Source organism: Nostoc sp. CENA543 (assembly GCF_002896875.1).
In the GTDB taxonomy this organism is placed as follows: Bacteria; Cyanobacteriota; Cyanobacteriia; order Cyanobacteriales; family Nostocaceae; genus Trichormus.
In genome coordinates this window covers 6,279,763-6,292,380 of sequence record NZ_CP023278.1, presented here as the reverse complement: position 1 = coordinate 6,292,380, position 12,618 = coordinate 6,279,763, and the positions used below count along the sequence as shown (strand labels likewise).

General features: G+C 40.4%; 15 protein-coding genes. 7 read left to right on the top strand and 8 right to left on the bottom strand.

The annotated features are described in order from the left end of the window. Nucleotides 1-99 precede the first annotated feature (99 nt). A complete protein-coding gene (locus CLI64_RS26390; protein ID WP_103139998.1) occupies nucleotides 100-987 on the top strand; it encodes a phosphatidate cytidylyltransferase in 888 nt (295 codons plus the stop codon). 126 nt (nucleotides 988-1,113) lie between these two features. Here CLI64_RS26390 and CLI64_RS26385 read toward each other — a convergent pair whose 3' ends face one another. Continuing rightward, a complete protein-coding gene (locus tag CLI64_RS26385; RefSeq protein WP_103139997.1) occupies nucleotides 1,114-1,827 on the bottom strand; it encodes a DUF2993 domain-containing protein in 714 nt (237 codons plus the stop codon). A gap of 143 nt (nucleotides 1,828-1,970) precedes the next feature. Here CLI64_RS26385 and CLI64_RS26380 point away from each other — a divergent pair, with 143 nt between their 5' ends. Then, nucleotides 1,971-2,786, top strand: coding sequence for a pseudouridine synthase (locus CLI64_RS26380; RefSeq protein ID WP_103139996.1), 816 nt, complete (start codon nucleotides 1,971-1,973; stop codon nucleotides 2,784-2,786). Then, nucleotides 2,761-3,576 carry a RodZ family helix-turn-helix domain-containing protein gene (locus tag CLI64_RS26375; RefSeq protein ID WP_103139995.1) on the top strand — a complete coding sequence of 272 codons (816 nt, stop codon included), beginning with the start codon at nucleotides 2,761-2,763 and terminating at the stop codon, nucleotides 3,574-3,576. Before CLI64_RS26380 ends, CLI64_RS26375 begins: the two co-directional genes overlap by 26 nt. A 49-nt stretch (nucleotides 3,577-3,625) precedes the next feature. Here CLI64_RS26375 and malQ read toward each other — a convergent pair whose 3' ends face one another. Continuing rightward, nucleotides 3,626-5,134, bottom strand: coding sequence for a 4-alpha-glucanotransferase (gene malQ, locus CLI64_RS26370; RefSeq protein ID WP_103139994.1), 1,509 nt, complete (start codon nucleotides 5,132-5,134; stop codon nucleotides 3,626-3,628). A gap of 256 nt (nucleotides 5,135-5,390) precedes the next feature. On the opposite strand from malQ, the gene CLI64_RS26365 reads away from it, so the two are divergent. Both CLI64_RS26365 and CLI64_RS26360 read left to right on the top strand, forming a co-directional pair. Then, nucleotides 5,391-5,831 carry an NUDIX hydrolase gene (locus CLI64_RS26365; RefSeq protein ID WP_103139993.1) on the top strand — a complete coding sequence of 147 codons (441 nt, stop codon included), beginning with the start codon at nucleotides 5,391-5,393 and terminating at the stop codon, nucleotides 5,829-5,831. Next, nucleotides 5,828-6,220, top strand: coding sequence for a RidA family protein (locus tag CLI64_RS26360; protein WP_103139992.1), 393 nt, complete (start codon nucleotides 5,828-5,830; stop codon nucleotides 6,218-6,220). Before CLI64_RS26365 ends, CLI64_RS26360 begins: the two co-directional genes overlap by 4 nt. A 140-nt stretch (nucleotides 6,221-6,360) precedes the next feature. On the opposite strand, the gene arsS is transcribed toward CLI64_RS26360, so the two are convergent. The 5 genes from arsS to CLI64_RS26335 all read right to left on the bottom strand — a co-directional run bounded on the left by arsS (nucleotide 6,361) and on the right by CLI64_RS26335 (nucleotide 10,488). Next, on the bottom strand, nucleotides 6,361-7,368 hold the full coding sequence (gene arsS, locus CLI64_RS26355; RefSeq protein ID WP_103139991.1) for an arsenosugar biosynthesis radical SAM (seleno)protein ArsS: 1,008 nt from the start codon (nucleotides 7,366-7,368) through the stop codon (nucleotides 6,361-6,363). A 31-nt stretch (nucleotides 7,369-7,399) separates the two neighbouring features. Next, a complete protein-coding gene (locus CLI64_RS26350) occupies nucleotides 7,400-8,359 on the bottom strand; it encodes an inorganic phosphate transporter (protein WP_103139990.1) in 960 nt (319 codons plus the stop codon). Nucleotides 8,360-8,374: 15 nt separating this feature from the next. After that, nucleotides 8,375-9,343 (bottom strand): arsenosugar biosynthesis arsenite methyltransferase ArsM, encoded by a 969-nt coding sequence (gene arsM, locus CLI64_RS26345; RefSeq protein ID WP_103139989.1) that lies wholly within the window; start codon nucleotides 9,341-9,343, stop codon nucleotides 8,375-8,377. A 183-nt stretch (nucleotides 9,344-9,526) separates the two neighbouring features. Beyond that, nucleotides 9,527-9,892, bottom strand: coding sequence for a response regulator transcription factor (locus CLI64_RS26340; protein WP_103140888.1), 366 nt, complete (start codon nucleotides 9,890-9,892; stop codon nucleotides 9,527-9,529). Between the two features lie 308 nt (nucleotides 9,893-10,200). Continuing rightward, nucleotides 10,201-10,488: a Mo-dependent nitrogenase C-terminal domain-containing protein gene (locus CLI64_RS26335; RefSeq protein WP_103139988.1), complete on the bottom strand. Its 288-nt coding sequence runs from the start codon at nucleotides 10,486-10,488 to the stop codon at nucleotides 10,201-10,203. A gap of 341 nt (nucleotides 10,489-10,829) precedes the next feature. On the opposite strand from CLI64_RS26335, the gene CLI64_RS26330 reads away from it, so the two are divergent. After that, nucleotides 10,830-11,447: a class I SAM-dependent methyltransferase gene (locus CLI64_RS26330; protein WP_103139987.1), complete on the top strand. Its 618-nt coding sequence runs from the start codon at nucleotides 10,830-10,832 to the stop codon at nucleotides 11,445-11,447. A gap of 160 nt (nucleotides 11,448-11,607) precedes the next feature. Here the strand turns inward: CLI64_RS26330 and CLI64_RS26325 are convergent, their stop codons facing one another. After that, nucleotides 11,608-12,093 (bottom strand): GNAT family N-acetyltransferase, encoded by a 486-nt coding sequence (locus CLI64_RS26325; RefSeq protein ID WP_103139986.1) that lies wholly within the window; start codon nucleotides 12,091-12,093, stop codon nucleotides 11,608-11,610. A gap of 199 nt (nucleotides 12,094-12,292) precedes the next feature. On the opposite strand from CLI64_RS26325, the gene CLI64_RS26320 reads away from it, so the two are divergent. Further along, complete coding sequence (locus tag CLI64_RS26320; protein ID WP_103139985.1) at nucleotides 12,293-12,493, top strand: hypothetical protein; 201 nt, start codon at nucleotides 12,293-12,295, stop codon at nucleotides 12,491-12,493. The last annotated feature ends 125 nt before the right edge of the window (nucleotides 12,494-12,618 follow it).

Below are 12,618 nucleotides of genomic sequence, written 5' to 3'. Positions count from 1 at the left end.
AAAAGTAAAAAGTAAACAGGCAAAAGAATCTTTTCCTTTCTTTTTACTTTTACCTTTTGCCTTTTGCCTTTATCCCCAATCCCCATATTAATTACTTCTATGCCTTGGTCTCGAATTATTAGTGGAATTATTGCGATCGCTCTTGCTTTGGGTGCTGTCCTATTGGGGGGTTGGTATTTTACTATCATGCTTGGTGTTGTCGTTTTTTTGGGACAACAGGAATATTTTGATTTGGTACGAACTAGAGGTATTGTCCCAGCCGCTAAAACTACGCTTTGCTTGAGTTTAGTTTTACTAGCTGTTTCTCAAATTGACAACGCTTTAGCGGATGCAGTGATGCCGATGGCGGGAACATTTATTTGTTTTTATTTACTGTTTCAGCCGAAAATGGCTACCATCGCCGATGTTTCAGCTTCAATTATGGGGCTATTTTATGTAGGGTATTTGCCCAGTTACTGGGTGCGGTTACGCACTATCGGTAGTACAGCTATCAGCAATTTACCTTTAGGTGGTTATTGGCCAGCCGCCTGGCAAGATTTTTTTACAGAAAATCACTTTGCGGCTTTACCCCAAGGGTTAACAATTACGGTACTCACTTTTTTATGTATTTGGGCTGCTGATATTGGTGCTTATACTATCGGGAAATTTTTTGGGAAAACCCGTCTGTCTGATATTAGTCCCAAGAAAACCGTTGAAGGTGCTGTCTTTGGGATCAGTGCCAGTTTGGTAGTCGCGCTGGTGGGTGCTTACTATTTAAAGTTGCCCCAATTTCTGATCACAGGTACGACCCTGGGGTTACTGATTGGTCTTGCTAGTTTGTTGGGTGATCTTACAGAATCAATGCTCAAGCGGGATGCAGGCGTGAAAGATTCTGGTCAATTGATCCCTGGACACGGTGGAATTTTAGATCGTACCGACAGCTATATCTTTACAGCTCCAATAGTCTATTATTTTGTCACCCTGATTTTGCCGTTGATGAGTCAATAGTCATTAGTCATTAGTCATTAGTCATTAGTCATTAGTCATTAGTCATTAGTTTTTCTTCCATTATCTACCTTGTCTACCTTGTCCCCTACAACCTTACCCCCCTACACCCCCAAACCCCTAAACCCCTCAAGGATTCACATTCACTCGTCCGCGACAAACTAATTTATTGGGGATCACGGTGAGTTCTTGGAGGTCAACGTCTGAGCCTAGATGAAAATTGTAACTATCGCTACTTTCTAAGATGGCGATCGCATTTTCTGTGACTTTTATCTGCGATAGTTGCAACTCTTGTCCACTCAGCAATTTTAAGGAGAAATTAATTTCTAAAGGTATTTGTTCACCCGTAGATGCTACGATAGCATTCAGCTTGATGAGTTGATTGTCTAAACTAATCTTTTGCCAAATCACAGGCTTGGATTTTGGACAATATTCTGGTAAAAGTTTAACCAGTAAATCACTCAAAGCAGCCGTTAATAATTCCGAGGAGAGAGAAGCGTTTAGTTGCTCCTCTTCTATGGTCAAATCTCCTACTACTGGTACTATGTGTAACAGTTGCAAGGGCTGCCCTTTAAGGACTTGCCCTATATTGATTTGAATATTTTCTGCTGCTAGTTTAATTTGGGTAATATGGAGACCTTGATAGACAGCATGATCGGCAAAGATGGCAACCCAAGGAACGCAACCGGAAAGCAGCTGGCGATCGCTAGCTTTGAGATCCACTTCTAGCTGAGATACTTGGCTGACTTGCGCCCTTAACCATAGCTTCAATGCTGTTTTAAGGACGCTCGTAATTATGCGGATTTTGTTAACGCCTTGGGGAAGGGAATTCTGCTGTGGCATTGAAATATTTTAATTGATGGGTAGTTGCCCAGTGACAACTGAGCGGCGACAAGCTCTAAATGTAACATTTATAGCTACTTCCATCAAAATGCCAATATGATGAATATTATATAAACCATTAGATCAATGACCGTAATTTCCACATGGAGGCTAGGTTACAAAAAGTATTATCGGAATTAGGTATAGCCTCACGTCGAGAAGCTGAGGAGATGATTCGGCGATCGCGTGTGCAGATCAATGGTGTATTAGCCCAATTAGGACAAAAAGTTGACCCCGAAAAGGATACGATCACAGTTGACGGACAGCCAATATTGGCCAAACGTCGTCCACCCCTAGTGTACGTTTTATTGAACAAACCTTTGGGAGTAGTCTCAACTTGTCACGATCCCCAGGGGAGAACAACAGTTCTAGATTTATTACCACCAAAATTACGTCAAGATATTGGTATTCATCCTGTTGGTCGTTTAGATGTCAATTCTTCTGGTGCTTTGATCCTCACCAATGATGGAGATTTGACTTTTAAGCTCACCCATCCGCGTCATAGTATTCCCAAGACCTATCAAGTCGTCGTTCAAGGCCATCCCTCGGAAGTAGTGCTGGAAAAGTGGCGTAGGGGTGTGCTGTTAGACGGGAGAAAAACCCGTCCAGCCCAGGTAAGTTACTTAGAAAGGCTAACTAATAGCAGTCGTTTAGAAATAGTTCTCCAGGAGGGTAGAAACCGCCAAATTCGTCGTGTAGCTGAACAGTTGGGGTATCCAGTTGTGAAGTTACATCGGAGTGCGATCGGCTCTATTCAACTCAAAACATCAAAAACGCCCCTCTTAAAAGAGGGTCAATATCGTTTTCTCCAAGATGATGAAGTTCGCTGTTTGCAAAACCAAACAAAACACATACCTACTAATGATTCTGCTGAGGTAAGGAGTAAACAAAATCATGAAATGGTTCAAGAGAAAAAATAATGAACAGCCACAACTGTCTTTAGATGAACAAAGAGCCGAAAAATTAGCAGAACTAGGCGCGCAGTTGTGGGCTTCACGTCAAGAGAAGGGTTTATCTTTAGAGGAAATGGTGACATTGACCAAGATTCCTCGCCGTCTGTTACAAGCAATTGAAGAAGGTAATTTAAATGATTTACCTGAACCAATCTATATTCAAGGCTTGATCAGACAATTTGCAGATGCCCTAGGTTTTAACGGTGTAGAATTCGCCAGTCAATTTCCCGTGGGTTTTCCGGTAGTTAATACTTCCTCTGCAACTCCTACTTCACCCATCTCAATGGGTTTACTGCGTCCCATACATCTTTATTTACTTTATGTATTCTTGATTATCTGCTCAGTCAGCAGTTTATCTCACGTATTGAATAATGCTGCCTTCAGAGCTAGTAATAGTGAGCCAAAACAAAACAATCAAGAAACTGTCGTCAATAATCAAACCAATCAATCTGCTAATTCCTCAACTGTTCCAGTTAGCAACCGCCTCGCTACTAACACAAATGATCAACCAGTCCAAATTGGTGTCACTTTAAAAGCATCCTCTTGGATTCGGGTAGTAGCCGATGGAAAAACCGAGTTTGAAGGAGTATTACCTGAAGGGGCGCATCGGGTTTGGAAGGCACAAGAACAGTTAACTGTCAAGACTACTAACGCTGGTGGTGTGCTGATGAGTGTTAATCAGCAAGCACCCAAGCAAATGGGGGAATTTGGTAAAGAGGAAGAAATTAAAATTGCTGCCGTTAAACCAGAATCATAGAAATATAGAGGAAAAGCAGGGGAAATATCCCCCTAGTTCCTCGTTTCCCCTATTTTCCTTGGGGAGCGCGTCCGTAGAGTTTAGTGAGATTTTTTAAGCGATCGATTAATTCTGGTAATAAAGCTCCCGATTGATAACGCCACTGCCAATTTCCCTCAGCAGTGCTAGGATAATTCATTCGCGCTTCAGTTCCCAAACCTAAGATATCTTGTAGAGGAATAATTGCTTGATTGGCAACGGAACTTAAAGCCAATCTAATGAAATCCCAGTGAATTCCTTCAGGACTGACACAACCCAAATACAGTAAAAGATTCTGCTTTTCGTAGTCATTGGCTGTATTAAACCAGCCGACAGTCGTGTCATTGTCGTGAGTGCCAGTATACACAACGAAATTGCGACCATAATTGAAAGGTAAAAACGGATTCCCAGGATCAGAACCAAAAGCAAAATGTAATACTTTCATCCCAGGAAACTCATATTTATCTCGCAAAGCTTCAACTTCTGGTGTAATGATCCCCAAGTCTTCCGCTAATACAGGTAACTTACCTAAACTTTGCTTAATTGCATCAAACAATTCCTCTCCTGGTGCTGTTACCCACTCGCCATTAATTGCTGTTTCTTCTCCTTGTGGTACAGCCCAAAAAGCTTCAAAGCCTCGAAAGTGATCAATGCGAATCACATCTATATAATCCAGCATCGCCTCAAAGCGACCCAGCCACCATTGAAAGTTTTGCTTTTGCAATTCCTCCCAGTTATAAACCGGATTGCCCCATAATTGGCCAGTAGCACTGAAATAATCTGGTGGAACTCCCGCCATTAAAGCAGGTTGCATTGTTTCTTCATCTAAACAAAAAATATCGGGATGCGCCCACACATCGGAACTATCTTGAGCTACATAGATAGGAATATCGCCAATAATTTGAATGCCGCTCATGTTAGCGTAAATTTTCAATTCTGACCACTGGCGAAAGAATTCAAACTGCACAAACTTATAATAAAAAATCTCCGCCGCTAATTTTTGTTGGGCATCTTCTAAGGCGGTAGGCTCACGCTTCACCAATTCCGTTTCCCAAGTATGCCAACTTGTACCGTCGTGAGCATCCTTGAGAGCCATAAATAGAGCATAATCATCCAACCAATAGGCTTTGCTGCTACAAAATCCGGCGAATTCTGTTTGTTGTAGAGGCGTAGCTTGAGTTTGAAAATTTTTGCAGGCGATTTTTAATAGCCCTACCTTAATGGGGATGATGCGATCGTAATCTACTTGAGAGGGATCAAATTCTGGTAAATTAGCGAAATCCTCCTCTGCTAACAAACCTTGCTCTTGTAATTTTTCTGGGCTAATCAGTAAATAATTCCCCGCCATTGCCGAATAAGAAGCATAAGGAGAATTACCATAACCAGTAGGGCCTAAAGGTAAAACTTGCCAATATTGCTGGTAACTGTCCCTCAAAAAATCAATAAATTTATAAGCTTCCAAACCCAAATCTCCAACCCCAAATCGACTGGGAAAGCAGGTAGGATGCAGCAAAATACCACTGGATCTAGGAAAAGGCATATTTATTGTGAAATATAGGAGCAAGCAATCCCATAGAATTTATCACGCCGAGGTCAGCTTGGAAAGCTATCCTTTGGTGGGAAATCGGCAGTGCTGAGTAATGAGTAATGAGTAATGAGTAATGAGTAATGAGTAATGAGTGCTGAGTAATGAGTGCTGTTAGCGGTAGCGCGGCGTTTAGCCGGTGCTGAATGCTGACTAATGACTAATGACTAATGACTAATGACTAATGACTAATGACTATTGACCATTGACTATGTACAAAAATCCTGCACCTACCGTAGATATCATTATTGAATTGATAGATAGACCTCATCGACCGATTATTTTGATTGAACGCCATAATGAACCTTTAGGTTGGGCGATTCCTGGGGGGTTTGTGGATTATGGTGAACCTGTGGAAGTGGCGGCGCGGCGGGAGGCTCTAGAGGAAATCGGGTTAGAGATAGAATTAATTGAGCAATTTTTGGTGTATTCTGACCCCAAGCGTGATCCTCGTCAGCATACTATCAGTATCGTGTTTCTCGCCACCGCTACAGGAGAACCACACGCTGGGGATGATGCTAAAGATGTGGGTATTTTTGAGCCTTGGTGTGTACCGAGTAATTTATGTTTTGACCACGATCGCATTTTGCGGGATTATTGGCGTTATCGACATTATGGGATTCGTCCCCGCTTCACAACTGAGGAAATATGAGTAAACAAATTATTCGTACTGCACAAGCACCCGCACCAGTAGGGCCTTATAATCAAGCGATCGCTGTTTCTGGTCGAATGCTATTTGTAGCTGGACAAATCGCCCTTAATCCCTCTACCGGTGAAATTGTCGGTACTGGAGATGTCAAGCAACAAACACAGCAAGTCATGGCTAACCTGGAAGCTATCTTAACGGCTGGCGGTGCAACATGGGCTGATGTGGTGAAAACCTCTGTTTTCTTAGCTGATATGAATGATTTTGCAGCTGTGAATGCAGTTTATGCACAATATTTTGATGAAGCTACAGCCCCCGCCCGTGCTTGCGTGGAAGTCTCACGTTTACCAAAGGATGTATTAGTGGAAATTGAGTGTATCGCAGTGATCCCCTAATCAGCTGTTTTGCCTTAGATTTGCATATTAATATTCGCAGGGGGGCAGGGTGCAGGGTGCAGGGGAGAAAGTTTACAACTTTTATTCTTACCAATACCCAATACCCAATGCCCAATGCCCCATGCCCCATTTCATGTTTCTTAAAGTAAAGCACCACCACAGCTAGAACCACATCCAGCAGTGCAACCATAACAATAATCTGCCGTTTGAATTTCATCAATTAAGTTTAAACTGCCGGCTGCGAGTAATTTAGCGACAGTTATATTTTCACCATTGGCAGTTTTCGCAGGTAAATTCATCATTTGATTAAAGTCGCAATCATACACATTACCTAAATAGTCTACGGATAGCTGATCACGACACATCAAATGCTCAACTGTACTCTCGTTAAAATGGGATTCTAAAAACTGTAAATAGCTACTATAGAGTTTTTTACGTTCTAAGTGAAAGAGAGTTCTACCAACGGGTAAGTTAGTGATTGTAAATAGGTGATTAAATACTACATTGAAATTTTCTTTGAGAAACAGTTTATAGTCTTGTTCTAACTTGCTTTGTTCTGGGGTTAACGAAAATTTTTCACTATTGGGAAGCTGAGGATTATAAACTAAATCTAGAATTAAATTTGCGTCTGTACCATAGCCTAGCTGATTTAGCCATTGTAAGGCTTTAATGGAGGCTGTAAATACACCATTACCCCGCATTTTATCAACATTATCTGCTAAATAACAGGGCAAAGAAGCCACTACTCTTACTTGGTTTTGAGCAAAGTATTCTGGTAAGTCACCAAACCCATTTTCAAAATAAATTGTCAAATTAGAACGAACTATTACTTGTTTGTGATTTTTCCTGGCGGCTGCAACTAATGATTTAAATCCATAGTTCATTTCTGGTGCGCCACCAGTCAAATCGACAATTTGAATTTCAGGGAATCTTTCGATTAACTCGATTAATTGTTCACAAATTTGTGGAGATAATTCTTCTGTACGTTTCGGACTAGCTTCTACATGACAGTGGTTACAGCTAAGATTACAGCGTTTACCTAAATTAATTTGTAAGATATTAATATTTTTTTTAGTTAACTGAGAATTTATTTTTTGGGAAAAGGGATTAATAACTTTGTTGGGTAAATTATAAATTTGATTAATCATTGGTGATGATCCCTGAATTTGATTACTATTACTATCTTTGTAAAAGTCTATAAATTACACCACTAATAATTGTGGCAGTAGGCAAGGTTAAAATCCAAGCTATAAGTATTTTAAATACAACAAACTTGTTGACTTTTTCTGTAATAATTCCCGCCCCAAGAATAGAACCAACAGCAACATGAGTTGCGGAGATAGGTAATGCAAAAAAATTAGCTATAATTACTAGTATACTAGTGATAATATTAGCTGATAATCCTTGAGTTGGATTTATTGGGGTGATTTTTAAACTGATGGTTTCAGCAATCCTTTGGGAACTAATCAAACCACCCAAACCCATAGCCATCGCAATAGTAATTATTGCACCTTGTCTAGAAAAATATTCAATAATAATTACCAGAGATACTAATCTGGGAGTATCATAAAAACCTTGAATAAAGCAAATCAACCCAGCACTAATATAATGAATATTATCCACTATTTTTGGGTTGACGGTTATAGATAATTTTGGTTGAATATATTCAGTTAAACTGTAAATGCCTGCACTTAAAGGAATGGCGATAAGAGGGCTGATAAATAAGGGTAAAACAAAAGAATTTAAAAGTATTGTAGAATTAGCTTCCAGTCCAATTGCCACTAATGAAGCACCGAAAATAGCACCGATTAAACTATGGGTAGTAGAGACTGGTAAGCCCAAGTTAGTCGCAATCATGACAGTTACGCCAGTAGCGATCGCCACTGCTATATGAAAATTATCACCTTGAGCGATCGCGTCTCTCACGATACCCTGACCGGAAAATCTCTGAACTAAACTGTCAGCAAATAAAATGGATGTCAATGCACCTGCAAAAGTAGTGAAAGTTGCCCATAAAATTGCTGTTTGGTAGCTAGTTATCCGACTACCAAATAGCGTAGCTACACCTTTAAAATTGTCGTTAGACCCTTTAGCGTAGGCTAGAAATAGCGTAGCAATAAATATACTGACTTCCCACATTTTGAGGATAATAAATTAACAACAACCACCACCGCTATAATGCCAGGTTGATTCAGTAATCATTATTTCTGATGGCTTTAAAGCTCCTAGTTTAGCAGCAGTTTTATCACAAACAGCTGCCGGAATGCCACGTTGCAATAAATGACCAGCCGCATCATCAAAAAATGGTTCATTACCGGCATAAATAGCGGTTTTTCCTGTAAAAACACAAGCACCATCTTCAGGAATTGCCACTTTAAAAGCTACTGAATCCAGGCTTTCTAAAAGTAGATGCTTTTCTAACTGATAAGTTTCTGAGTCTAGTAAGCGATAAGGGCGACGGGCGCGGATTTCAATTTGACCAAAGCCAACATCAATAATCCGTTGGATATATTCTGCGTAGGTGAGTGCGCCTGATAAACACATAGCCCTTAGCCTTTCATCTTGCTGCAAATGCTGAGGAATCGGACGGGTAGCAATGGGATCACTCATTTGCAAACGTCCACCTAGTTTTAACACCCGATAAGCTGCTTGTAGCGCACGAGTTAAATCTTCAGGTGCAAAAATATTAAACAGGCAATTCTGGGCAACAATATCTACAGATTCATCAGCCACAGGTAAATCAAAAGCGTCTCCTTCGCGAATTTCTACAAAGCTGGGATCAAACCACGGGTTTTCTTTAGCAGCAAGTTCTAAATTAGTTCTTGCTGCTTCCCGCATAGCTGCAACCGGCTCAACCGCAATTACTGCGCCAGGACGACGGGAAAAATAAGCAAATTGCAAAGCTTCTAAACCGCCACCAACGCCGACATACAAAACCGTCGGCTGATGGGAAAGTTCAGTGGGGTGAACAGTAGTTCCACAACCGTAGTTCATATCCTGCATCTTGCAAGGTATCTTTAACCCTGGAAGTTGCATCGGTGTGCTTTGAACACAGCAAAGTCCTACTTCTGGAGTTTGGGCGACTTCGCTGTAAAATTGGGCGGCTGTTTCTAGGTAACTCATAACACTGTTTGAAATTAAACTGTGTGCATCCTAATATAACTAGTTATGAGTTAGATGAATTTTTACTGAAATTATTTCTCTACGAGAAAGGGAACAGGCTTTCCCGTCGAATTTAAGTAAAAAGCACATCATCGGGAGGCGATCGCATTCCCAATCTTCCCCTAAACCTATAAACCTTATAATCTAGAATTTTTTCGCGAGATGAGCATTGACTGTAGTTAATAGTTCTTCTATATTGAAGGGTTTAATGACATAATCAGTCACAGCAGGATCTAAGGGCGTAGTGCGATCGCTCATCTGATCTGGAGCGATTAATAAAATTATCGGCACTTGCTGATCAATACTTCGCAAACGGCGGCTAATTTCTAATCCCGACCCACCAGGTAAAGTTTCATCTACAATAACTAAGTCTAGCTTTAACGCCTGTGCTGCCATAAGAGCAGTTAACCCATCGTAGGCGACGCTGACTTGATAACCTTCATAGTTCAGTTCTAACTCCATAAATCGGGTTAGCTTGACTTCATCTTCAACCAACAAGATGTGGGTCATGATCGAGCAAAAGTAAAAAGATAAGGTAAAAATATTAAGATACCTATAATTGAAAATTTTCGCCTGCACATAGTTGCTGTGACTAATACCATTTTGTGCTGGCAGATTATATGCGTATCTAAATAGTTCTCCGTTAGCTTAGTATACTTTTGCGTAACTCACAAGGGGAAGTCTGTAATTACCGATTAACCTATTTTGGATTTTGGATAAAAAGCTGAAGCTCGTAACTCATTCCAGAATCTCGAAACAATACTACCTATCTCTATTGGGTATTACGAGTTGCTCTAAACTTGAGCAATGATCAAAATTTAGCAATAAGCTGTTATATCTTCACCACATTCATCAGCCAAATAGCAAAGAGCCTTAAAACGTAAACCTACCACTTGTTCGTAGAAAGGATTTAATTTACACATTGGCGGAATGTGAAATAGTTTACGACCGAATAATTTGACATCACGTTCAAATGGACATTGAGCAGGAATAACTTTACACAACAGATGAGCTAGTTTAGGGTTATGAATTTCGATACCTTCTAACCATCTGCGAATCGGCTCAAGTAGGTCGTTGTGGGATTGAATTTGAGTAAAAGTAGTCATAATCTATTACCTTCATCATTTTACTGGTGTTTTGCATTTAACCATCTATATATAAATACAGTTAGGCTATGTTTTTTTATGCAGTTCTCACGCCTGACAAAAGTCATGTTTGAGATACTTTTAACTACATCTGCAAATATCCTGATTACAGAATGTGGTGTTAGTTAACTGTTGATCCTCCGAATTCTGGATTTTGGATTTTGGATTGAATCTAAAATGCTTTGACTAGTCACTGGCAAAAATGTGCTAGTTGAATAGGCGACGGCTTACTCCTAAACGCTAGGCTAGAGAAGGCTAATTAATTGCTGGAAGCATTGCGCGACAAGAGGTTAAGAAAACAAATGACTAACGAATTTCTCAACAACAAAAAGTTTATTTTTGACCGATGGGCTTCTAGTTATGACTGGCTCTTACCTTCTGTGTTTTATCGAGCCATCCACAAACGCCTGTTAGAATATGTGGACTTACCAGAAAGAGCCAATGTACTTGATTTAGGCTGTGGTACTGGCCGCCTGCTAGAACGTTTGGCTGATAAATTTCCCCAATTGCGGGGAACTGGTTTAGATTTATCAACTCAAATGTTACAAATCGCTCGACAAAGTAACCGCCATCGTCCCCGGTTAATTTTTATTGAAGGTAAAGCCGAGGCTCTACCTTTTGGGGATGGTCAATTTGATGCGGTGTTTAACACTATTAGTTTTCTGCACTATTTAGAACCAAAACAGGTGTTAGAGGAAGTAGTGCGGGTATTAACTCCTGGTGGACGCTTTTATTTGGTTGATATCACCACGCAAAAAGAGAAAGAACCACAAGCATTGTCAATTGGTCATCAAGGAATTAAATTCTATAGTCCCCAACAACGAGAAATCCTTGGTTCTGCTGCTGGTTTGCGGTGTTTACAGCATCATTACTTATTGGGGCCTGTTTTGCTGACGGTGTTTGTTAGAGAGGAGTGCTGAGTGCTGAGTGAAGAGTGAGGAGTGCTGAGTGCTGATACCAATTCGCGAAAATATTGATACAGACGGAAACCATGAAAGCTTTGCTGCATCTAAGTTTTTTAATTGCGAATTGCGACTTGCGAATTGTGAATTGGTATGAGTGGTATTGCAGTGAAGATGGTCAAGAGTTCTGATTTCGCGTTGCTTCGCCTTGATGTTGCATGAAAATTACGGGAACTCTCAGGATTTTTTTACCTAGTTGGGAGATTTTAAATTTATTTTGGAGTGATTTAGGTAAATTTTCAAAGTCTACTTGCACAAAACCAAAGTGACTGTAAAACTGTGCTAGTCGCTGACCTAGACATTCTAAATATAAAGGCTGTGTGGCTTGAGTGATGAGATAGTGTGTGAGGAAAGTTGCTATACCGCGACCTCTCCAATTTGGTTTAACAACTAGACTACCGAGTTCTTGAGCTTGAGAAAAGTTACGCAATTGTCCGCAGGCTATGACCTCTGCTTGAAATTCAATTACCCAAAATTGTTGCCAGTGTAATTGGGTGGGGTCAAGCATCGCTGAAAAAACTAATCGTCTGAGCGATCGCATATCTTGAGATGTCGCTCTCCGTAGTTCACATCCTGGTGGCAATGATAACTCACTCTGTCTCATAAATTATTTCTTAGTAGGTAATAAAAGATGTTTTGAGCGACAAAGATTTAATTATGTTTATTTTTGTCAGGTTATATAAGTGATACTAAACAATACTTTCGATAGACTGAAAAATTAAACATAACCAGATTCTAGATAGATAAAATTACCATTCCTAAATTTTTATAATGATGCCTGAAATAAATGAAGGAGTATAGTTATGTCTGAAGAAAAGAAACAAAAATCTAAAAATCAAGAAACTACACCCACAGCTTCCGGTGGCTACCAAACCCCTCTCCAAGAAGATATTCGCAAAACTGGTGACGCTTCTCAATCTGATGCGAGAGAAACTGCTAAACCAGAAGCACCAGGAGAAGATAGCGTGGCCGGAAGCCCCAATCAAGGAACGGAATCCCGTTAATAGGGGAGTAATACCAATTTTGGATTTTGCGAAAAGTTCTGTAGGCGGGTTTCCCACCGTAGGAAACTTTTCAAGACGGATTTCGGATTTTGGATTAAAAGCCTAGATTCGTAGCCTGTTCCAGA